This window comes from Devosia pacifica (assembly GCF_014652635.1).
Taxonomy (GTDB): Bacteria; Pseudomonadota; Alphaproteobacteria; order Rhizobiales; family Devosiaceae; genus Devosia; species Devosia pacifica.
This window is the reverse complement of record NZ_BMZE01000001.1, coordinates 1,388,166-1,407,629: the sequence shown is the minus strand read 5'-3', so window position 1 is coordinate 1,407,629 and position 19,464 is coordinate 1,388,166. Positions and strand designations below refer to the sequence as shown.

Genomic DNA, 19,464 nt, shown 5'->3' with positions numbered 1-19,464 from the left:
GGATATCAGATGAAACATACACTGACTGTCTTGGCGTTTTGCGCTGCATCTGTTGCAGCCTCGACGGTTACAGCTCTGGCCCAGGCAGGCGATCGCGACTGTTCCGATTTCCGCTCCTGGCAGGAAGCCCAGGCGTTTTATGAGGCCAACCGGCCAGGAGATCCCCACAGGCTCGATGCCGACAATGACGGCATTGCGTGCGAGACACTGCGTTAATGAATCTAACCTTTCTCATATCGTTGATCGCGATGGTCGTGACGTTCGCTTCCCCCGCACCTGCACGAGATATCAATTGGGAGAAGTGTCGACCAGGCCAGCCCAATACCTCGGACAAGACGTGTGTGGTCGACGGCGACACGATCTGGATCGAGGGTATCAACGTCAGGATGGAGGGCTACGACACGCCCGAGCCTCAATCGCAGATTTGTGGGGGTGAACGTGAGAAGGTATTGGCCGACCAAGCATCGGATCGACTCGTAGAACTGCTCAACACACGCTCCTGGGAATTGCATTATCTGGCGAGCAGGGAAGTTATGGACGCGAAATCGGCACCATACTGATCGAGGGCATTGATGTGGGGGAAATCCTCGTTGCAGAAGGTTTGGCACGATGGTGGCCAGATGGCGAAGAGTGGTGGTGCAGCTGAGGCAGTGAATCGCAATCCACATGTAAGGATATCCATAGCAATAGCTTGCTACCAGATCGGCCGCTCAAGCCAAGGCGGCGGCCCTCACCGCAGGCTTACGTTTCGGTTGTGCAGGCTTGAAAATGTGTGCCTACGTCTGCCCAACGCGGTTTACGGCAGTTTGGGGGGTGGAAAACGGACCAACGGGTTTTGAGCAGCTGTCCAGACTTTTGCGCCGCCATCCCACTTAACCATTTGGAGGTGTTAAGGCTCCAGGTCCGGCCATGATGGTTTAAGCTATGGCGTCGAACAGGAGTCAAATCTGATGGATAGTAAGCTCGGTACAGCGAGGTCCGTGTTCTTGTGTGCTTTGGTCGCGATCTGCATCATTGCTTTCCCATCCGACCAGGCTGTCGGCAGCCCAATCGATGAAGATTGCAATGCTGAAATCGACGCTGTCGACCGAGCAGTCAGTTTGACGTTCGAACACTTCTCTGGTTTCAGCAGCTTCTCAGTAGTCGATTTCGAGGCCATGCTGCTCGAGGAGCTGCCGCTCCAACTATCTATTGAATGCCTTCCTATGCTGCCTCAGGTCTCTGAGACGGGGCAATTTGAACAGACTTCCAGTGGGCATGTATTCCATGCGGAGGGGCGGGTAAAAATCGGTTTTTCAATCGATAGACAGGGAATTCTAACTCATCACTACGCGAAGGTGAAATAGCAGGAGGCCGGGAACGTAGTCCCATTCATTTTGACGACGAAATGACCGCTTTCAAGTGTCATCACAATATCAAGGAATGACCGCAATGGGGTCGGAAGCGGGAATCTAAATCCGTGGTCTTCTGGGCAGTGCTCTGGTTTGACTGCCCCACGTTAGTAACCCACAAAATGCAGGCATGGGCCGTCGAGCCTGCCTTTTTCTGTGGTTGCTGGAGCCTGTTCGGAATCTGGCTGAGTTTCCTGCCTGCTCAGCGTGCGGTGGCATCCTGTTCACTTCCCGCGCTGGTTGCTGCTTTTTGCATGTCCGTTTTGTGACCGGATTGAGCCTCCCATGCATTTACCGCTGAACCCGGGTTCATCACTCGGTAAACTGAAGTGCAACCATTCTTCAATAACGATCCAATCTCCGTTGCCCCCAAGCCGTTTGCGTCGACAATGATGTGAGTGTTCCCGTTCCGAGCAGTGGCTGACGGCCTTGTTATCTACCGTTGCTCTTTGCCTTCGCGGTGCCTTCACTTTGGCGCTCAAGCATCGTTCCCTGATCGACTGCGCCGTAGCACCAAACAATTTGAAACTGCGGGCATACTTAGCAATTTGAGGTAATATCTTCATAGCGCGTCAGGTCTGGGGCGTTATAAGGAGAAAGTTCATTGGGGGGCATTCATGAAAATTCCTACTACAGCTGCGTTGGCTGGGGCAATGTTACTAGCGGCCACCACGTCGAGCATCGCGCAGTCGACGATCCGCTCGTTGCCACCCAGTAATTATGCGATCGAAGCGTACGTGGCCCAGATCGGCTATCACGATCTCTACAACTCATCCGGCGTGCCATTAGGCAATCCATGGGAAGTGCTGCGTCAGGATCGCGCCAACTTCCATCGATTTGGCGTCCGGGACATCTTCGACCAGCCTGACAGTTTCTTTGCCAACGCGGGAAATCGGGCAATTATGGAGAACATGCTGTCACACGGCTCGATCACCGGCCAAGCGGCGCGGGATATCATGAGCGGACAAGCAATGGTGCTGGTTGAAATACGAGGGTACGGCTCCGTGGGTCGGGAATTGCACGTAACAGTTGCGAGGTGATAGACCGCTATGGCCGCTGAACAACGCCTGCCACGTCTTGCCATACTGATCGACGCCGACAACGCATCGGCCAAAATCGCTGACGGGCTTTTTGACGAGATTGCCAAGATCGGCGAAGCGAGCGTCCGTCGAATTTACGGTGATTTTTCGAATTCACGCTCAAAGGCATGGGCCGATATTCTCTCGCAGCACGCCATCATTCCCCAGCATCAGGTTGCATACACCACAGGCAAAAACGCTTCTGACATCACACTCGTGATCGACGCGATGGACTTGCTGCACAGTGGTCGGTTTGACGGTTTCTGCCTTGTATCCTCAGACAGCGATTTCACTCGATTGGCGGCTCGTATTCGCGAACAGGGCGTAGACGTGTACGGGTTCGGGGAGCGCAAAACACCCGAGAGCTTCCGGCAGGCGTGCCGCCGTTTCGTGTATACGGAGAACCTTCTGCCCACCGCTCCGGCCAATGTCGAAGTTGAGAGCGCCGGTGGAAAACCGCTTCAGTCACCCAATCAAGCCACGTCGCTGATCCGCAAGATCATCAACGAGATGGAAACTGATGACGGATGGGTTCCGTTGGGAGTGGTTGGCAACAGGCTTGCCAATCTCGCATCCGATTTCGACCCTCGCAATTTCGGTGTGAAGAAATTGAGCGACCTCGTCCGCAAGATCGCCGATTTTGAACTGGATCATCCTGAGGGGATGGCCATGCGCATCAGAATGAAGCCGAGGACAACCAAGAAGCCGAGGATGAAGAGCTGACCGACATGCTCAGTAGGCTGTGGCGCATCATTGTCCTTCGTCTAAAAGGTGGAAGCCGCGTCTCTCCGTGGGCGCAAGAGCGACGGGTGGAACCTCGCTTCGGCGACGACCATCGCCATGCGATTGTGCAATCCATCTTGCGGGGGCGTTGCTGGGTCATTGACGGCGATACCATCGTTATCAACGATGTAAGGATCAGACTGGCCGGCATTGATGCGCCGGAACTCGATCATCCCCATGGTAAGCAGTCGAAATGGGCACTTGTCCGGCTTTGCAAAGGTCGAACGATCACCGCTCACATACTGCCAGAGCTTTCATATGATCGGGTAGTCGCACAGTGTTTCCTGCCTGATGGCCGCGATATTGCTGCGGAATTGGTCCGATGCGGGCTCGCGATAGACTGGCCCAAGTTCTCCGGTGGCAAGTACACCCATCTTGAACAGCCTGATGCACGTAGAAAGCTCTGGAGAGCCGATGCGCGCCAGAAAGGTCGGCTTCGGCTGTAGAGCCCCAACGATAATTCCTCCAGTACCCCGGCGCTCCCGCTACCTTAATTGGCGGCTTCTGTAACTGTAACAGCTGTAATAGGAATGGGAAGATAAATGCGGCCCTCGCAATCCTTCACATGAACTGCCAAGGAAATCCGGGCTTTGAGTAATTCTACTCTCGGTGCAATCAGGCCCCCGCAACCAACGATTCTCCAAAGCGCTCGAATGAGCGCTTTTTCTTTTTGATCTCCCCTTTTCTGTCAGCAAGCCCTTTTGAAGGCCGCGAAGGCGCCACCGGAGGTGGAAGCCTTCGGCATTGCGACTGCGATGGCCATTGATGACCGGAATGGGGTGGAAAGCTGAATGGCGGCTTTGGCTCTCGCGGTGCGTTCCGGACTATGATGTTGGTCTTGAATTCGCGACGCGGTTTCCAGACCTCGGAGCAATGCTTAATGTCGGACGACCTCTATGCCGCTGGGTGCAATTGAAAAAAGGAGCCGCCCATGAGTGAGCAGACGTCTATCATCCATGACCTTGGCGTTGCCGTTCGTTTCGATGCCGGCATCGAGCTGACCCGACGCGTCTCCTTCCTTAAGGACTACCTGCTGGCGACAGGGCTGCGCACCTATGTGCTGGGCATCAGCGGCGGCATCGACTCCACAACGGCCGCCATGCTGGCGCAGCGGGCCGTCCGCGAGCTGCGTGACACCGGCCATCAGGCGAGTTTTGTAGCCGTGCGGCTGCCTTACGGTCAGCAGGCCGATGAAGCGGACGCTCAGGCGGCCCTCGACGCCATCGGACCCGACCAGCTCTTTACAATCAACATCAAGCCTGCGGCCGCCGCCATGCTGGCGCAGGTGAAGGCGGCAGGCCTTACCTTCTCGGATGCGGCGCAGGAGGATTTCATCCTGGGCAACATCAAGGCGCGGCAGCGCATGATTGCGCAGTATGCCCTGGCCGGCGCCATGGCGGGCATCGTCATCGGCACCGACCATGCGGCGGAAGCTGTCATGGGGTTTTTCACCAAGTTCGGTGACGGCGCGGCGGATATCCTGCCACTCGCCGGGCTCAATAAACGGCGGGTCCGCGCCGTAGCTGCCGCCCTCGGCGTGCCGGAACGACTGGTGCTCAAGGTGCCGACAGCCGACCTGGAAAACAACGCCCCATTGCGGCCGGATGAGGACGCCTACGGCGTCACCTATGACCAGATCGACGACTTCCTGGAAGGCAAGCTCATCGATGCCGCCGCGCAGGCACGTATCATTGGGCAGTACCGCGCAACCGTCCACAAGCGGGCGCTGCCGCTCGCCGCAAACGTGGCCTAGTACAGCTTTTCAGCCGACAAAGTCTCAATCACCCGACAGTCTGCGACCGCGCCCTGCCGGCAGGCGATCACCATCTGGGTGAGTTCGTCCTTGAGGCGCAGCAGGCTGGCTATTTTTGCCTCCACGCTGGCCAGCTCGTCCTGCGCCATACGGCTCGCGTCAATGCACGAGGCCTCCGGCTTCTCCTGCAGCGTGCGCACGGCCGGCAGGTCGAAACAAGCTAACGGTCCGGATGATCCACATTGTAACCTGGCGGTACGATATCATCATCGCTCATCTCCGGCCGATCGCCATCACAGCTTGAATGTCTTTGTCCGCGATCTTGAGAACGTCGAGGCCCTGTCGCTGTCGGATTTCGGCCGCTGCACGAAATTCAGGTGGAAGATGCTTGAACGCAGCAGACGAAACATAAAAGTATTCGTCATCTTCCCAAATCAACGGTTTTGCGTTCTGCATTGATGGACAGCCCAATACGCTTTGCTTGGGAACGATTGTCTACAAGGACGCGCTCTCGAACAAGACATATTGCGGGGGCCACGGACGAAAGGTGAGCGCCCTGGGGGCGCTTTCGTCCGTGGATGGAAAAGGGAGCGCGAGGGAAGGAGCTTTGGGGCTTCCCTCGTATTAGGTGCGCCCGCTCGATGGGGCGCGGCCGATATGTAGCCTGCCTGCTAACCTCGGCCGGTGCGCTGGAGGCGTTTGGCTTTCAGCGCTTCGATCATGACCGCCTGAACTTGCTTCGTGAATGGGGCACTGAATTGCCCGATGCGGTTGCCAGACTCGAAATAGAAGCTGCGGGCGGGGATATCCTCGTTTGCCTCGTCGGCAACGATCCACAGACGCATATGAGCATCGAGGCCCGCGCGGCGCTTCTCGATTTCGGGAACTTCGATCGCGTAGCGGTCGGATTGCGGGACGCTGGTTATCGGCACCATGAGCAAGACCATCTCGTCTATCCGGTTGCGCACCAGCAGCGCCAGGACGACGGGCCGCTCCTTGCGACCCTCGGTTTCGCCGCTGGCCGCTTCCCGGCTCCACAGGAAGGGATAGCGCCACACATCGCCTAGGCGCGGGGCCAGATCAGTCATTGTCGATGCTGTTTTGCAGGTCCGCGATCAGCTTGTCGGCCTCGCGGTCATCGAGATCGTCGAGGCGAAACGCGCGCCTCGTATCCTGCCCGTGGGTCAGGCTCTCGTAGCGTTCCATCGACATGATGACGTAGCGCGGCTTGCGGTGCTTGGTGATCGCAACCGGCGAGATGGTCGCGGCTTCGAACAGGTCGCCCGTTTTCCGGGTCAGATCGGCAGCGGCAAATTCTTTCATGGTCCGAGCCTCGTTGGGATGTATCCAGAATATACAGAATTTACGATTATTCTGCAAACCGAAAGTGGGGGGAAGGAAGCTCGAGGGAAGGAGCCCTGGGCTTCCCTCGTCGTCGTCGCAGCCGCTCGATGCGGCTGGGGCGGCGCGGAGGCTCTTGCGGCTGGGGCCACCCGAACGGACGGCCCCATAGCCGACGTCGTGTAGTCCATCAGGCAAGAACTGCTTTCCACACCATAGCCATTGGGCGACATACAATCGTCGCGTGACCGGGAGGCCGGATTTTATTTTTGCGGGGGAGAGAGGGCAGAGCGTTTGTTCCCTCAAAAGGGAAGAGCTGGCCGCGTGAGCGGCCGCCGTAAGATCACGAGCTGTTCGAGGCTTGGGGGGCTATCGTTTGAAATCAGGCGCACTGCATCGGATAACGCAGCATGAAAAGGATAACCGCGGCAGTCACGGCAGCCATTCAAGGATGCGGTCGAGCATACTTGGCTCCGGCGGGTGAGCGTTCGTCAGACCGTTTATGTAAAGGATCATATTGATCCGTTCGAAGTCCGCCCCGTGGAAGATAGCGGCATGGCGGGTTCCGCGGGCGATGATGTGAACCATTGGAGCGCTTTGATTGCGGCGCGACAACTCGCCGAGTTCGGCAATTAATTCGGTAGTGGTATCACGGCCTCCACCTGTTAAACGGAGCCAATTTGTGCCGTTCCACCCGTCGACAGCGGGCGCTTCGGATGAAGCGACGGTAAGGAAAGTGACCATCTCACGCATCGGCGTGATGTTGATGGATTTCTGGACCTCGACCAGAAGGGCCTGCTGTTCGATGCAAGGGCTACCACACTCATCGGGAAAGAAGCTCAGGACGATGATGCTGTCCGCTAGGTCGCGTAGGTCGAATTCGACACCATTGGCGCTCATCAACTCGATGGCGGGCAGACGTTGGCCGGCGATCTCGAAAGCCGGCTCCTTTTCGCCCATCGTCTCGTTAAGCCGTTCGCCGGGATGATTGGCAAGGGCAGGTGTGGCCATACTTAGTATCGCAAGAAGGAGAAGCGTCCTCATTTGCTGCCCTCATCCAGGCGGCTCGCAGCCACTCCGAGAACCGGAACATTGACAGTGACTTCGCCGGCGGCCTCAAAATGGAGCGTGAGTGGAAAGGTCGTGCCCTCAACGAGCTTCTCCGAAAGGCCCATCAGCATCAGATGCATGCCCCCTGGAGCGAAATCCACCGCTTCTCCGGCGGGTAGATCGAGAGTTTTGCGATGTACCATTCGTCCGATCCCGTTTGCGTCGGTCTCAATGGCATGAATCATGACGCGATCGGCGATGGGTGTTGATGCGCCGATCAGCCGGTCGTCCTCGTCGCTTTCCGCCGTCACGTAGGCCGCTCCAGGGCGGGAGGCGAGAATGCTGGCGCGTGCCCAAGGGTCGGTCACGACGACCTCGGCATGGGCAGCCAGCGGCAGCATGACCGCGAGTGCAGCAACAATCAGTACCCTCATTTTACGTCCTGGCTTTCTTGGATTCGTGCGAGGACCTGACCGGCCATCTTCTGGGGTGATTGGTCTTGTTCCTGAAAAACATCATCGAACCGCCCGTCCGGGCGCATCAGATACATATGGCCGGCATGCGCCATCATGTGGCCGTCCGGGGCATTCTCATCGTCCATCCGCTCGTACCAGATGCGGAAGTTGCGTGCCGCCTCGGCGACCTGCGCCTCGGTGCCAGTCAAACCAACGAGGCGGGGATGGAAGGCAGCGACATATTCGGCCATGACCGGGACGGTATCTCGCGCCGGGTCAACGGTGATAAACAGTGGTACCACGCGCTCTGCATCAGGACCGAGAAGATCGAGGACGCTCGCCATATAAGCTAGCGTTGTGGGGCAAATGTCAGGACAGTGCGTGAAGCCGAAGAAGACGAGTTGCCAGCGCCCGGTGAAGTCGGCCTCTGTCACGGCGCGCCCAGTATGATCCATCAGAGTAAACTCCGAGCGGATATCAGTTTCACCAATGGTGGCCACTTCGACAGAGATCCCTTCAGACGTTGGCGGGAGCAAGTAGGAGCGCATCATCAGGGCGCCGCCAGTTGCTAGCAGGACTGCGGTCACGACGCCCCAAAGCACCAGCCGGATACGCCGTAGATGACGCGTTGCAAATTCTGTGGTCATTCTTTCAACTCTTAAGAGAAACCCGCCCAGGCATTCGCCCAGGCGGGTGCGCAAGTTCAGCCATCCCGCGGTTCGGTCACGGGCGACTCGATCTGGTTGGTCATGGCCTGCATCATCTCAGTGCAGGCCTCCATCATCGGCCCCATTTGCTGCATCATCTGCATCATGCCCTGCATGCCGGTCATGTCGCCGTTCATCATGTTTCCGGGCATGGTAGTCTGATCCTGCATCATCTGATCAGGCGCCTGGCCACCGGCCTCCTGCGCAAACGCGGCCGTCGTCAGGAGCGCCGCCAGTGCGAACGCCGAAATGCTGAGTTTGGAAGCGATGTTCATGGTAGTGTCCTTTCAGTTGCTGGTTAGTCCGTCTTAACCTCCGGCCCTCCGGCCGGATTGCTCTTGCTGCCGCAAGATTTCGAGCCGCCCATCATGCACATTCCCAGACCGCACATTACGGCGCAGGGCGCGAGGGCGAGGATCAGGGGGGCTGCTCCGATGGCCGTCATCCAACCCCAGTTCAGCCACAGGCCAGCGGCGATCGCTGCCATGGCAGCAAGGATGAGGCCGCGTCGGCCGAAGCGGATGCGAATGCCCGACGGGCGTGCGACGGGGGATAGGTTGCTTGCATCGGTGGTTGTTTCGGTCATGGCTCAGGTTATCCCTTTGTGAGATTGATGATGGGCCGAAATTGCGCGACGGCTTCGGGGGTTATTCCATTTGGCCGGGCCTGCGAGCTGGCCGGTCTCGCGCCCCCGCGATTGATAAAAAAGATCGTCGGAGGGCTGGTTTCCGCCGGATGCGAGCGTCTTCAGCAGTTTTTCGGCGAGGTAGATGCCGAGATATCGGATCTCGATCTCGTGGGAGAGCGGCATCGGCCGAAGGGCCACAGCAGGAGGGTCGGCCAACGCCATTTCGCCGGCGAAAAAGGCGAGACGCTTCATGATCCGTCCTCCGCCTGCAATCGCCGCACGACGGAAAGGATATCCTCTTCGAGCGACGTTCGATCGAACGGTCCGACGTGCTTGTAAGCGATCCGCCCGTCGGCATCGACAACGAAGGTTTCGGGGAGACCGTAGACGCCCCAGTCGATTGCGACACGACCCGACTGGTCCGCACCGATCCGGGTGTAGGGGTCGCCAAGCTCTTCTAGGAAGGCCAATGCCTCCACGGCATCGTCCTTGAAATTGATTCCGTAGATTGGAACTATGCCGTCCTCGGCAAGCTCGTTGAGCAGAGGCATCTCCACCCGGCAGGGCACACACCACGATGCCCAGACATTGACAATCGATACCTGGTCGCGAAGATCGGCGGAAGAAAAGCCGGTCTGCCTGCCCTCGACCGGAGGAAGGTCGAACTCAGGGATCGGCTTGCCGATGAGTGTCGATGGCAGGCTGTCGTCGTTGTCGTTGAGCCCCCAGTAGAGCGCCAGTGCAACGGCGGCGAAGACCGCGACGGGCAACATCAGAACCAACCTGCCGACCCACGACGGAGCCCGACCTTCGCTTGTGCTCATGACCTGTCCTCGTCGTTCGCCGTGACCTTTGCCTGGAAGGTACGCTGGCGCTCGGGCCATGTGCTTTTGATGTAGGCCAGCACGGCGCGGATCTCGGCATCGTCCAATGTTCCTTCGAAGGCAGGCATGTCGCTCTCGTAGCCCGGCACGACCGCCTCGACACCGTTCTTCGTGATGGTGAACAGATCCTGGTCCGAATGGTGCCAGGTGTGCCCGGTTTCATCGTGCGGCGGGGCCGGCATGCGGCCGTTATCGAGCCTGCGCTTCCAGTCGGCTTGACCCTCCAAATTGGCCCCGTGGCAGGAGGCGCAGCTTTCCGCATAGAGTTGCCGTCCAACCGCAATTTCTTCCATCGTTACCGGCTCGCCCAGGACCGTCAGGCCCTCCGCACTCGCGTCGTGGTCCTGCTGTTGCGCGAGCGCGGCGATGGCCACAAGACTCGTAACAGTGGCACTGGCGATTATGATCAGTTTGCGGGTCATTTCGGCCCCCTCAGGTATTTCACCAGAGCCACGAGGCTTAGGACCAAGACCGCAAAAACAAGCAGCAAGACAAGACCGCCGCCGGCCATCATGAGGCCCATCATCGGTCCGTTCATCATTCCCATCATACACTCACTCATTGGAATAGACGGTGATCCCGTCCTCGCCGAATGCGTAAGTCTTAAGGGTGCCGCTTTTCTCGGGAGCCATGCCTGGGGCGTTTGCCGGCATTCCCGGCAGCGTGATGCCTTCAATCTCCGGGCGCTCGGTCAACAGCCGATCGATAATCGCGGTCGGCACAAGGCCGCTGACGTAATAGCCGTCGATCTCAGCCAGATGGCAGCCGAGTCCTTGCTCGGGAACACCCGCCTCGACCGAGCGCCTGTCGAAATCCTGGTCGTCGACGAGGGTCACCCGATAGCCGTTTGCCTGAAGATAGTCGGCGTATGTGTCACAACACCCGCAGCCCGGACTGCGCCAGATCGTGATTTCTCGGGAGAGCTCAGCCGCAGCCATCTCTCCCATGCCGGCGACAGTCTGCTGATCCGTCTGCGCACTGGAGAGTGTCGTGAACGCAATCGCTCCTCCGACTGCGAGAGCCGCGAGCGAGGCGAGGGCGAAGAGTTTTTTCATTATAGTCTCCATCAAGCGACCGCGAGAGTGGTCCAGTTTGCGCCGCCATCGCGGCTGAGTTTCAGGACGCCGTCGAGCGCGGCGATCAAACGTTTTTCATCGGCGGGATGAACAGCGACCGCCGAGGCAGAGCCCTGCGCGACATGCGACCAAACCACGCCGCCATCGCGGGACGTCCAGACGCCCGACGGCAGCGCGGCGTACAGTGTTTCGGGTGCAGAGAGTGCACTGGCGAGCGCTCGGACCGGTTCGCTCCTTGGGAGCGGAGCTTCCGAAGGAGGCGTGTCGCCTGCAACCAGGGCATCCATCGCGTCGCCGGGCTGGACGTCCTGCCAGCGGCAGAAGCAGTCGGGAACACGCGTCAGGCCCGCTGGGGTGCCGGCGTAGATCCAGATTCCGCCCATGCCCGTTGCCAAATCGACTGAAGCGAGCGCCAAAGGGTCACGTTCGGCGTCCTCGAGCCAGGGGCGATCGATAGCAAGACTCCAGTTTCCACCAGCGTCCTCGCTTTTCCAAAGGCCGTCCCCCCGGACTGCTGCATAAAACATGTCAGGTTGGCCGGCCGCTACGGCCACAGCATCGACTTCACCCTCGGCGAGCCCACGGGAGCGGGTTTCCCAGCTGCGGCCACCATCTTGGGACAAGACGACGCCGCCAGAAGCGAGACCGGCAAAGAGATGTCCCGGTTGCGCAGGGTGCGTGGCCAGGCCTAGAATGGCGGCAGGAACCGGCAGCGCTGTCCAGGACTTGCCGTTATCCTCGCTGCGGATCAGGTTCGAGCCAGCGGCGAGCAAAGCATCGCCATCGAAGGCGACGACCGCCATGGCCGAATCTGCCGGTACGGCAGCACGCAGAGCCATTGGTAATGCCGAGGTCCCGAGTGCAGCACCGGAACCTAGGATGAACATGCGGCGCGTGAGCGCCGGATATGAGTGGCGGGACATAATTATTCCTCATCAAACTCTCGGTCTACCGCCGGGGCCAGTGGGTGCCCCAGTCGGTAAGGACTGGATCGCGCGCGTCGGAGAAAATGCGTCGCCGAAGCACGAGATGACATTCCCGGATGCGCTCGCGCGCCGGGCGTCAGATCAGATGAGGGATCGAGGAGGTTGTTTGGCTGGGGGACCGGTAAGACCGCGCAGATTCTGCGTCACCACCGGATTAAGCGTCTGACGGGGAGACTGAAACATCCCCTGCGACTGCGGGACAAGCAAAGATGCGAAACCGCCCGCTCCACAGATGACGTCGCACGCGAAAGCCGTCTGGCCTTCGTCGCCACATGCGTCGCAATCGGGCATATCCATCGCGGCGTCGTCGGAGGCAATCATGGCGGCGGTCATCTCCGCCGAGCCCGTTGCATGCGCGACCGAACTTGCCGCGAAAGCGGCAAGGACGGTAACAACAATGAGCCGCACGAAGAACTTCATACTGATTACCCTATAGGCGGTTGCACTTCCATAGATATGGTTGCGACCAATTGCGCCTTCGAATGCCTTTAGGCTGTTCCGGAGTGAGCCAGATCGTTGACGATCGGACATTCAGGACGATCGTCGCCATTGCAGCGATCGACAAGATCACGGAGTGTTGCACTCAACGACTGCAGCTCCGATATCTTCTTATCGACATGGGCAAGATGCTTTGCGGCAATCTTCTTGACCTCTGAACTCGATCGCTCACGATCCTCGTACAGGGACAAAAGCGTCCGGCACTCATCTATGCTGAATCCAAGGGATCGGGCGCGGCACAGAAATGTGAGCTTGTGCAAGTCCTCAGACTCGAAATCACGATATCCGTTTTCGCTTCGCGAGGGCCGCACCAAGCCAATCTGCTCATAATACCGTATGGTCTTGGCTGGCAAACCGCTCTGTTCAGAGACATCTCCGATGTTCATCGTGGCAGTACCTTTTATCCACTTCCCAGCCTTACGTAAGGGTTCCACCGATGGGAAGGTCAATGGGGGTTCGACGTTTTTTTAAGCCTTGACCTTCCCATCGGTGGAAGCGCTACTTTTTGGTGCTCAACTGCTTGGAGGGTTGACCATGGACGTAGCGCGCGCCAATTCGGGAATGACCAGAGACCCAGTCTGCGGCATGGTGGTAGAGACGGGGGACAGCAGCCCCCGCCATGAGCACAAAGGCCATCTCTACCACTTTTGCTCCGAGAATTGCCGGTCTCGCTTCGCCGCCTCGCCTAGCGACTTTATAGAGGCCGTCGATCCGGTCTGCGGCATGGCAGTCGATCGGGCGACTGCCAAACACTTGTCCTCGTATTCGGGCGAAAACTTCTACTTCTGCTCGGCTCGCTGCAAGGAGAAGTTCGAAGCGGCCCCCGAGACATACCTCAAGGGCAAGCCGACGCCAGAACCTATGCCAGCCGGCACGATCTACACCTGCCCGATGCACCCTGATATCGAGCAGGTTGGACCGGGGGACTGCCCGATCTGCGGGATGGCGCTGGAGCCCAAAGGCGTCCCGCAGGGCGACGAAGGCCCAAACCCAGAACTGGTCGACTTCTCCCGGAGGTTCTGGATTGGTGTCGTCCTGACCATTCCGGTTCTCCTTTTGGCAATGGGCGGCTATGTCGGTATCCCGATCCGTAGTTGGACCGGGGAGCGACTTGCCCACTGGCTAGAACTCATTCTAGCCACGCCGGTGATCCTTTGGGCGGGGTGGCCGTTCCTGGTGCGGGGGTGGAAAAGCTTCCGCAGCCTGAACCTCAACATGTTCAGTCTGATCGCCATGGGGATTTTTGCGGCGTGGGCGTTCAGCACTGTCGCCGTAATCGCACCAGGCCTTTTCCCCAGCGGATTTCGCGACGCTGAGGGGAACGTCGGTATCTATTTCGAGGCTGGGTCTGTGATTGTGGTTCTCGTCCTCCTGGGCCAGATCCTGGAGCTGCGAGCGCGCGAGCGGACTGGCTCGGCCATCCGCGCGCTGCTCGATCTCGCGGCCAAGAGCGCTCGCGTGATCCGCGAGGGTGGCGTTGAAGAGGAGGTGCCGCTCGAAGATGTGGAGATCGGCGAGCGACTCCGGGTGCGTCCGGGTGAAAAAGTGCCGGTCGACGGCGAGGTCGTGGAAGGACGGTCGTCGGTGGACGAGTCGATGCTGACGGGCGAACCGGTGCCGGTAGAGAAAATCGCGGGCGATCCTGTCACCGGAGCAACGATCAACGGGACCGGAAGTCTCATCATAGAGGCCAAGAGAGTGGGCAAGGACACGATGCTCGCGCAGATCGTCGAGATGGTGGCGGCCGCGCAGAGATCGCGCGCGCCAATCCAAAAGCTTGCCGACGCTGTAGCCGGTTACTTCGTACCGGCGGTGATTGCGATCGCGGTGCTGTCGTTCCTCGCCTGGTCTATTTGGGGTCCGTCGCCTGCGCTGGCCTATGCTCTTATCTCAGCCATTGCCGTTCTCATCATTGCCTGCCCCTGCGCGCTCGGTCTTGCCACGCCAATGTCGATCATGACGGCGACGGGGCGCGGTGCGCAAGCGGGCGTGCTCATCAAGAATGCCGAAGCGTTAGAAGCTTTCGAGAAAGTGGATACGCTGATCGTCGACAAGACCGGAACGCTTACGGTTGGCAAGCCGGAGCTTTCCGTCGTGCTGCCCGAGAGAGGTCATGACGAAGCCGAGATTCTGCGCCTCGCAGCAAGCCTGGAGCGGGGCTCAGAACATCCGCTGGCGGAGGCGATCGTCCGGGGTGCCGAGGCGCGAGGCCTCACGCTCGCCAAGGCCGACGATTTCGAGGCGGTCACCGGGATGGGTGTGAAAGGCGTGGTAGACGGCAAGGCGGTCGCATTGGGCAATGCGAGGATGCTGGCGGAGCTCGGGGTCGAGGCACCGTCAGCTGCCGAGACCGCAAACGCCCGGCGCGATGAGGGGGAGACCGTCATGTTCGTCGTCGTTGATGGCGGGGTCGCGGGTCTCGTAAGCGTTGCGGATCCCGTCAAGGAGACGACGCCGGCCGCGCTCAAGGCGCTGCATGACCTCGGCTTCCGGATCGTTATGGCAACGGGCGACAATGAGCGAACCGCGCGCGCTGTTGCGGGCCGCCTCGGCATCGATGAAGTCCGCGCCGACGTGCTGCCCGAGGATAAGGCGCGCATCATTCGCGATCTGCAATCGGAGGGACGCAAGGTGGCCATGGCCGGGGACGGGGTAAACGACGCCCCCGCCCTGGCACAGGCCGATGTCGGCATCGCAATGGGCACGGGGGCTGACGTCGCGATCGAGAGCGCCGGCTTCACCCTGGTCAAGGGCGATCTTGGCGGGATCGTGAGGGCGCGCCGCCTATCCCTCGCCACGATGCGCAACATTCGGCAGAACCTGTTCTTCGCGATGATATACAACACCGTCGGCGTTCCGATCGCTGCCGGTCTCCTTTATCCGTTCTTCGGACTGCTGATCTCGCCAATGTTCGCGGCCGCCGCAATGAGCCTCTCGTCCGTCTCGGTGATTGGCAATGCGCTCAGGCTGAGATCGGTTCGATTATCGTCGCACATGGGCGGCCAGTAACGACAAAAGCCTGAACACCAAGTGGCAGTCGCCAGCTCCAAGTAAAATTGCTGTCCGGCACGATGGGTGACCGCAATTCGAACTTTTTTTGCAACCTCGATGATCTGAGGCACTTTCTCTTGGAGGAGTGTTGACCGACCGATGACGTGTTGACCCACTATTACAAGTCTCGAGGAGGCTGGAATGAATTTGCTTTCCCGCTCCGGCGACTGGATCTTCACACCGCGAAGCGCGGAGCCGAAAAAAATCTATAGCGGGAATGGAGGGGCTGAACTGAATGATAGGCGGCATGACCCTTATTGTGGGTTTGGCACTGATTGTGCTCGTGATCGGGGTACCAATCAAACATCGGAGGGGTTGAAGCCGGACAAACTGCCACGACCCGGGGGGCAGGGATGAGGGGCGGCAAGGACATTGTTATCGTCACGGGCAGCAGCGGTTTTATTGGTTCCGCCGTCATCCGCAAATTGGCCGGGCGGTTCACCCTCATCGGACTGGACCGGGAAACATCGCCTCACCCCCCTTCGGAAGCCGAATGCGTATGCATTGATTTGACCTCGCAAGAAAGCGTTGCGGCAGCGCTTGAACGCGTTCGCACTGCCTATGGCAACCGTATCGCCTCGGTGATTCATCTCGCCGCGTATTTTGATCTGAGCGGCGAGCCGAACCCCAAATACGAGCAGGTTACGGTCCACGGGACCGAGCGGCTGCTCCGCGGTCTACAGGCGTTCGATGTCGAGCAATTCATTTTCACCAGCACAATGCTGGTCCATGCACCGGGCAGGCGCGGCGAGCCGATCGACGAGGACTGGGCGCTCGATGCAAAGCTCCCTTACCGAGCCTCCAAGATTCGAACGGAGGAGCTGATCCATGAAATGCGCGGACGCGTGCCCGCTCTCATAGTACGCCCAGCCGGCGTCTACGATGACATGTGCCACTCGGCATTTCTCTCCCGTCAGATCGCGCGCATTTACGAGCGCCAGCTGATCAGCCACGTCTATCCCGGCGATCTCGATTCCGGTCAGCCTTTCCTGCACCTCGACGATCTCACCGATGCTTTGCAAGACGCTATTGATCGCCGCAAAGAACTATCGTCAGAAGTACCAATCCTTCTGGGCGAGCCCGAAACGCTCAGTTTTGGCGAGCTCCAGCGCGACCTTGGCCGCCTCATTCATGATGAGGATTGGGAAACTCGCACGGTCCCGAAGTCGGTCGCGCGTGCCGGTGCTTGGATTGAAGGAGAGGTTTTCGACGAGGATCCGTTTATCCGGCCGTGGATGGTCGACATCTCCGATGACCATTATGAACTGAATATTGCTCGCGCCCGGGATTTGCTCGAATGGCAGCCCAAGCATTCCTTGCGTGAGACGCTGCCGAAAATGATCGATGCGCTGAAAGCCGATCCGGTCGGCTGGTATAAGGCCAACAAGCTGAATTCGGCGAAAGTCGCCTCGCAGCAGGTCGAAAAGGAGCAGCAGAGCCACAGCAGCAAAGAGCCGCGCGAGCATCAGGAAATGATGCGCGAGCATAAGCAGGGAATGCGGCAAATGCATTTCAATATGCTCTGGGTGCATTTCCTTAATATCCTGCTCGGGCTTTGGCTCGCCACCAGCCCGTTTGTCTTCGGCACATTCGGTGAGGACAATTTCCGTGAAGCAGTATTGCGCGTCACGGAAGAACGCGGACTGTGGGACCCGGCGCTGCGGAGCGCGCTTACCGCCTGGAGCGGCCTGGTCAGCGGCATTCTGATCATGGTTTTCAGCGCTCTGTCACTGTCACCGCGCTTCAGTTGGGCGCCATGGGCGAATACCGCAGTCGGAATCTGGCTTCTCTTCGCGCCACTCATCTTCTGGACCCCAAACGCCGCCGTTTATGCCAATGACACATTGGTGGGCGCACTCGTGATTACTTTTGCCATCCTCGTGCCGATGATGCCAGGCATGAGCCACGAAGGCATGATGGACTCCTCCGACATGCCCCCTGGCTGGACCTATTCGCCCTCAACCTATTTGCAGCGCCTGCCGATCATCGCGCTCGGCGCCATTGGGTTCGTTATTTCCCGGGTGCTTGCCGCCTATCAGCTGGGCCATATCGATGGCGTCTGGGAACCGTTCTTTTCCGGCGATGCGGTCCGGAATGGCACCGAGTATATTATCACTTCGGACGTTTCCAAAGCCTGGCCAATTGCGGATGGTGGTCTGGGCGCCACCACTTACATGTTTGAGGTGTTGATGGGCGTCATGGGAGGCCGCGCCCGCTGGCGTACGATGCCATGGATGGTCCTCCTGTTCGGCATTGTCGTCGTGCCGCTCGGTGTCATATCGATCTACTTCATCATCATTCAGCCGATCGTTATCGGCACTTATTGCACGCTGTGCCTGCTGGCTGCGCTCGCGATGCTGATCATGATTCCATATTCGCTCGATGAACTCGTGGCGATGGGGCAGTTCCTGGTCCTAAACAAGCGGCGCGGACGACCGTTCTGGCGATCTTTCTTCAAGGGCGACGCGCTGCCCGGCAGCGGCGAGGACAAGCAGTCCGGCTTCGATTCCGATCTCGGGGGCACCATCAAGTCGGCGACCCGTGGGGTGACTGTACCGTGGACGCTCGTTGGAAGCGCTGCCGTTGGCCTTTGGCTTATGTTCAGCCGTCTAGCGTTCGGTACCGAGCCACCGATGGCGGACAGCGATCATCTGGTCGGCGCGCTCATTGTCACCGTTGCCGTGATGGCTATGGCGGAAGTCGCGCGGCCCTTGCGCTTCATCAACGTAGCCTTTGGGCTGTGGCTGATTGCGTCGCCTTGGCTGCTTATCGGCGCGGCGCCGCTCGCTTCGGGGGCAAGCGTTATCACCGGCATTCTCCTGATCGGCCTTAGCCTGCCGCGCGGTCCCCGTAGTAAGGAGCATTATGGGAGCTGGGACCGCTATGTCGTGTGAGCCGTGAGAATCCGCGGCTTGTCGCGACATGGCAATCATCAGCCCGGCGCCCGGCTGAGCACGTCGATAATCGGGCAGTCGGCAGCCGTTCCGCCCTCACAGCGTGCGGCCGTATCGGCAAGCGTACGCTCCATGCGCCGAAGATCGGCAATCTTGAGCCGAATATGCTTCAGATGGGCCAGCGCCGCCTCCTGCACATCGCCGCAGGCGTAACTGCCTTCGACAAGTCCTAACAAATTGCGGATTTCGTCGAGGGTGAAGCCCAGCTCACGGCTGCGCCGGATGAACACCAGCCGTTTCCGGTGCGCGCTGGAATAAAGCCGGTGGCCGCCTTGGGTCCGGGGCGGCGATGGCAATAGCCCGACCCGTTCATAATAGCGGATCGTTTCGATATTGACGGCGGTTCGCTGTGACAGCTCCCCAATGCCGAACTCCCGGTTTTGAGCCAAAAATAACCTCTTGTATCTGTAGCCGCTACAGATTGTATCCTACAGCTTGAAGCCAACCGGATCGAGGGAAACTGGACGTGCTGCCAGCCCTCGCGGTCTTCACCGGGACTACGATTTACGCTCTTTAGAGAAAGCAACCGACGACATGGCGGATTTTAAGAGCACTCTCATCTGTCCGCGCTGTGGACACCAGGAAACCGAGATCATGCCTACGGACGCATGCCAGTTCTTCTATGACTGCAAAGGCTGCGGTACTGTCCTGCGCCCGCATGACGGCGATTGCTGCGTCTACTGCTCCTATGGATCCGCGCCGTGCCCGCCGATTCAGGAAGCTCGAAAACGCGGTTCATCCGGGAACTGCTGCGCCGCTTCAGGGGTTGGCGCATGATGACAGAGAAATTCGACCTGATCGTTATTGGCACCGGAACGGCCGCGCGCG

25 protein-coding genes are annotated in these 19,464 nt (G+C 59.2%); 9 read left to right on the top strand and 16 right to left on the bottom strand.

What is annotated here, in order from left to right; all coding sequences use genetic code 11:
* The first annotated feature begins 9 nt into the window (after positions 1–9).
* The 6 genes from IE127_RS07000 (at position 10) to nadE (ending at position 5,006) form a co-directional block, all read left to right on the top strand.
* Complete coding sequence (locus IE127_RS07000) at positions 10–216, top strand: excalibur calcium-binding domain-containing protein (protein ID WP_189424563.1); 207 nt, start codon at positions 10–12, stop codon at positions 214–216.
* A gap of 734 nt (positions 217–950) precedes the next feature.
* Positions 951–1,346, top strand: coding sequence for a hypothetical protein (locus IE127_RS06990; RefSeq protein WP_189424562.1), 396 nt, complete (start codon positions 951–953; stop codon positions 1,344–1,346).
* A gap of 662 nt (positions 1,347–2,008) precedes the next feature.
* On the top strand, positions 2,009–2,431 hold the full coding sequence (locus IE127_RS06985) for a hypothetical protein (RefSeq protein ID WP_189424560.1): 423 nt from the start codon (positions 2,009–2,011) through the stop codon (positions 2,429–2,431).
* A 9-nt stretch (positions 2,432–2,440) separates the two neighbouring features.
* Entirely contained in the window at positions 2,441–3,193 is a 753-nt protein-coding gene (locus IE127_RS06980) for an NYN domain-containing protein (RefSeq protein WP_189424558.1), read from the top strand.
* A gap of 5 nt (positions 3,194–3,198) precedes the next feature.
* Entirely contained in the window at positions 3,199–3,699 is a 501-nt protein-coding gene (locus tag IE127_RS19900) for a thermonuclease family protein (protein WP_189424556.1), read from the top strand.
* A 485-nt stretch (positions 3,700–4,184) separates the two neighbouring features.
* A complete protein-coding gene (gene nadE / locus IE127_RS06970; protein ID WP_116587572.1) occupies positions 4,185–5,006 on the top strand; it encodes an NAD(+) synthase in 822 nt (273 codons plus the stop codon).
* Here the strand turns inward: nadE and IE127_RS06965 are convergent.
* The 15 genes from IE127_RS06965 to cueR form a co-directional block, all read right to left on the bottom strand.
* The gene (locus tag IE127_RS06965; RefSeq protein WP_165836739.1) at positions 5,003–5,206 is read right to left on the bottom strand and encodes a MerR family DNA-binding protein; all 204 of its coding nucleotides are present in this window, start codon (positions 5,204–5,206) and stop codon (positions 5,003–5,005) included. The two genes, nadE and IE127_RS06965, sit on opposite strands and share 4 nt — an antisense overlap.
* Positions 5,207–5,677: 471 nt before the next feature.
* Positions 5,678–6,094, bottom strand: coding sequence for a hypothetical protein (locus IE127_RS06960; protein WP_116587575.1), 417 nt, complete (start codon positions 6,092–6,094; stop codon positions 5,678–5,680).
* The gene (locus tag IE127_RS06955) at positions 6,087–6,329 is read right to left on the bottom strand and encodes a type II toxin-antitoxin system prevent-host-death family antitoxin (RefSeq protein WP_116587576.1); all 243 of its coding nucleotides are present in this window, start codon (positions 6,327–6,329) and stop codon (positions 6,087–6,089) included. Before IE127_RS06955 ends, IE127_RS06960 begins: the two co-directional genes overlap by 8 nt.
* A gap of 450 nt (positions 6,330–6,779) precedes the next feature.
* Positions 6,780–7,358 carry a cytochrome-c oxidase gene (locus IE127_RS06950; protein ID WP_189424554.1) on the bottom strand — a complete coding sequence of 193 codons (579 nt, stop codon included), beginning with the start codon at positions 7,356–7,358 and terminating at the stop codon, positions 6,780–6,782.
* A gap of 29 nt (positions 7,359–7,387) precedes the next feature.
* Complete coding sequence (locus tag IE127_RS06945) at positions 7,388–7,831, bottom strand: copper chaperone PCu(A)C (RefSeq protein ID WP_189424552.1); 444 nt, start codon at positions 7,829–7,831, stop codon at positions 7,388–7,390.
* Complete coding sequence (locus tag IE127_RS06940; RefSeq protein WP_189424550.1) at positions 7,828–8,499, bottom strand: SCO family protein; 672 nt, start codon at positions 8,497–8,499, stop codon at positions 7,828–7,830. The genes IE127_RS06945 and IE127_RS06940 overlap by 4 nt, the downstream gene beginning before the upstream one ends.
* A 56-nt stretch (positions 8,500–8,555) precedes the next feature.
* Positions 8,556–8,834 (bottom strand): hypothetical protein, encoded by a 279-nt coding sequence (locus tag IE127_RS06935; protein ID WP_189424549.1) that lies wholly within the window; start codon positions 8,832–8,834, stop codon positions 8,556–8,558.
* Between the two features lie 23 nt (positions 8,835–8,857).
* A complete protein-coding gene (locus IE127_RS06930; protein ID WP_210310433.1) occupies positions 8,858–9,145 on the bottom strand; it encodes a hypothetical protein in 288 nt (95 codons plus the stop codon).
* A gap of 3 nt (positions 9,146–9,148) precedes the next feature.
* Positions 9,149–9,439, bottom strand: coding sequence for a hypothetical protein (locus IE127_RS06925; protein WP_189424547.1), 291 nt, complete (start codon positions 9,437–9,439; stop codon positions 9,149–9,151).
* Positions 9,436–10,011, bottom strand: coding sequence for a DsbE family thiol:disulfide interchange protein (locus IE127_RS06920; RefSeq protein WP_189424545.1), 576 nt, complete (start codon positions 10,009–10,011; stop codon positions 9,436–9,438). Before IE127_RS06920 ends, IE127_RS06925 begins: the two co-directional genes overlap by 4 nt.
* Positions 10,008–10,493 (bottom strand): c-type cytochrome, encoded by a 486-nt coding sequence (locus tag IE127_RS06915; protein ID WP_189424543.1) that lies wholly within the window; start codon positions 10,491–10,493, stop codon positions 10,008–10,010. The genes IE127_RS06920 and IE127_RS06915 overlap by 4 nt, the downstream gene beginning before the upstream one ends.
* A 132-nt stretch (positions 10,494–10,625) precedes the next feature.
* Entirely contained in the window at positions 10,626–11,126 is a 501-nt protein-coding gene (locus tag IE127_RS06910) for a DUF411 domain-containing protein (protein ID WP_189424541.1), read from the bottom strand.
* Between the two features lie 11 nt (positions 11,127–11,137).
* Positions 11,138–12,070 (bottom strand): hypothetical protein, encoded by a 933-nt coding sequence (locus IE127_RS06905; protein ID WP_210310431.1) that lies wholly within the window; start codon positions 12,068–12,070, stop codon positions 11,138–11,140.
* A 144-nt stretch (positions 12,071–12,214) separates the two neighbouring features.
* A complete protein-coding gene (locus tag IE127_RS06900; protein ID WP_189424539.1) occupies positions 12,215–12,553 on the bottom strand; it encodes a hypothetical protein in 339 nt (112 codons plus the stop codon).
* A 68-nt stretch (positions 12,554–12,621) separates the two neighbouring features.
* Positions 12,622–13,017, bottom strand: coding sequence for a Cu(I)-responsive transcriptional regulator (gene cueR / locus IE127_RS06895; RefSeq protein ID WP_189424741.1), 396 nt, complete (start codon positions 13,015–13,017; stop codon positions 12,622–12,624).
* 148 nt (positions 13,018–13,165) lie between these two features.
* Between cueR and IE127_RS06890 the strand changes: the two genes are divergently transcribed.
* Positions 13,166–15,640, top strand: coding sequence for a heavy metal translocating P-type ATPase (locus IE127_RS06890; RefSeq protein ID WP_210310430.1), 2,475 nt, complete (start codon positions 13,166–13,168; stop codon positions 15,638–15,640).
* A gap of 395 nt (positions 15,641–16,035) precedes the next feature.
* Complete coding sequence (locus tag IE127_RS06885) at positions 16,036–18,576, top strand: SPW repeat domain-containing protein (protein ID WP_189424537.1); 2,541 nt, start codon at positions 16,036–16,038, stop codon at positions 18,574–18,576.
* Positions 18,577–18,614: 38 nt separating this feature from the next.
* Here the strand turns inward: IE127_RS06885 and IE127_RS06880 are convergent, their stop codons facing one another.
* Positions 18,615–19,025 carry a MerR family transcriptional regulator gene (locus tag IE127_RS06880; RefSeq protein ID WP_189424535.1) on the bottom strand — a complete coding sequence of 137 codons (411 nt, stop codon included), beginning with the start codon at positions 19,023–19,025 and terminating at the stop codon, positions 18,615–18,617.
* A 145-nt stretch (positions 19,026–19,170) separates the two neighbouring features.
* On the opposite strand from IE127_RS06880, the gene IE127_RS19685 reads away from it, so the two are divergent.
* On the top strand, positions 19,171–19,413 hold the full coding sequence (locus tag IE127_RS19685; RefSeq protein ID WP_244639968.1) for a GDCCVxC domain-containing (seleno)protein: 243 nt from the start codon (positions 19,171–19,173) through the stop codon (positions 19,411–19,413).
* The last annotated feature ends 51 nt before the right edge of the window (positions 19,414–19,464 follow it).

Coding starts and splice junctions, on each gene's coding strand:
- IE127_RS07000 (WP_189424563.1), top strand. CDS start 10: ATGAAACATACACTGACTGTCTTGGCGTTTTGCGCTGCATCTGTTGCA.
- IE127_RS06990 (WP_189424562.1), top strand. CDS start 951: ATGGATAGTAAGCTCGGTACAGCGAGGTCCGTGTTCTTGTGTGCTTTG.
- IE127_RS06985 (WP_189424560.1), top strand. CDS start 2,009: ATGAAAATTCCTACTACAGCTGCGTTGGCTGGGGCAATGTTACTAGCG.
- IE127_RS06980 (WP_189424558.1), top strand. CDS start 2,441: ATGGCCGCTGAACAACGCCTGCCACGTCTTGCCATACTGATCGACGCC.
- IE127_RS19900 (WP_189424556.1), top strand. CDS start 3,199: ATGCTCAGTAGGCTGTGGCGCATCATTGTCCTTCGTCTAAAAGGTGGA.
- nadE (WP_116587572.1), top strand. CDS start 4,185: ATGAGTGAGCAGACGTCTATCATCCATGACCTTGGCGTTGCCGTTCGT.
- IE127_RS06960 (WP_116587575.1), bottom strand. CDS start 6,094: ATGACTGATCTGGCCCCGCGCCTAGGCGATGTGTGGCGCTATCCCTTC.
- IE127_RS06955 (WP_116587576.1), bottom strand. CDS start 6,329: ATGAAAGAATTTGCCGCTGCCGATCTGACCCGGAAAACGGGCGACCTG.
- IE127_RS06950 (WP_189424554.1), bottom strand. CDS start 7,358: ATGGCCACACCTGCCCTTGCCAATCATCCCGGCGAACGGCTTAACGAG.
- IE127_RS06945 (WP_189424552.1), bottom strand. CDS start 7,831: ATGAGGGTACTGATTGTTGCTGCACTCGCGGTCATGCTGCCGCTGGCT.
- IE127_RS06940 (WP_189424550.1), bottom strand. CDS start 8,499: ATGACCACAGAATTTGCAACGCGTCATCTACGGCGTATCCGGCTGGTG.
- IE127_RS06935 (WP_189424549.1), bottom strand. CDS start 8,834: ATGAACATCGCTTCCAAACTCAGCATTTCGGCGTTCGCACTGGCGGCG.
- IE127_RS06930 (WP_210310433.1), bottom strand. CDS start 9,145: ATGACCGAAACAACCACCGATGCAAGCAACCTATCCCCCGTCGCACGC.
- IE127_RS06925 (WP_189424547.1), bottom strand. CDS start 9,439: ATGAAGCGTCTCGCCTTTTTCGCCGGCGAAATGGCGTTGGCCGACCCT.
- IE127_RS06920 (WP_189424545.1), bottom strand. CDS start 10,011: ATGAGCACAAGCGAAGGTCGGGCTCCGTCGTGGGTCGGCAGGTTGGTT.
- IE127_RS06915 (WP_189424543.1), bottom strand. CDS start 10,493: ATGACCCGCAAACTGATCATAATCGCCAGTGCCACTGTTACGAGTCTT.
- IE127_RS06910 (WP_189424541.1), bottom strand. CDS start 11,126: ATGAAAAAACTCTTCGCCCTCGCCTCGCTCGCGGCTCTCGCAGTCGGA.
- IE127_RS06905 (WP_210310431.1), bottom strand. CDS start 12,070: ATGTCCCGCCACTCATATCCGGCGCTCACGCGCCGCATGTTCATCCTA.
- IE127_RS06900 (WP_189424539.1), bottom strand. CDS start 12,553: ATGAAGTTCTTCGTGCGGCTCATTGTTGTTACCGTCCTTGCCGCTTTC.
- cueR (WP_189424741.1), bottom strand. CDS start 13,017: ATGAACATCGGAGATGTCTCTGAACAGAGCGGTTTGCCAGCCAAGACC.
- IE127_RS06890 (WP_210310430.1), top strand. CDS start 13,166: ATGGACGTAGCGCGCGCCAATTCGGGAATGACCAGAGACCCAGTCTGC.
- IE127_RS06885 (WP_189424537.1), top strand. CDS start 16,036: ATGAGGGGCGGCAAGGACATTGTTATCGTCACGGGCAGCAGCGGTTTT.
- IE127_RS19685 (WP_244639968.1), top strand. CDS start 19,171: ATGGCGGATTTTAAGAGCACTCTCATCTGTCCGCGCTGTGGACACCAG.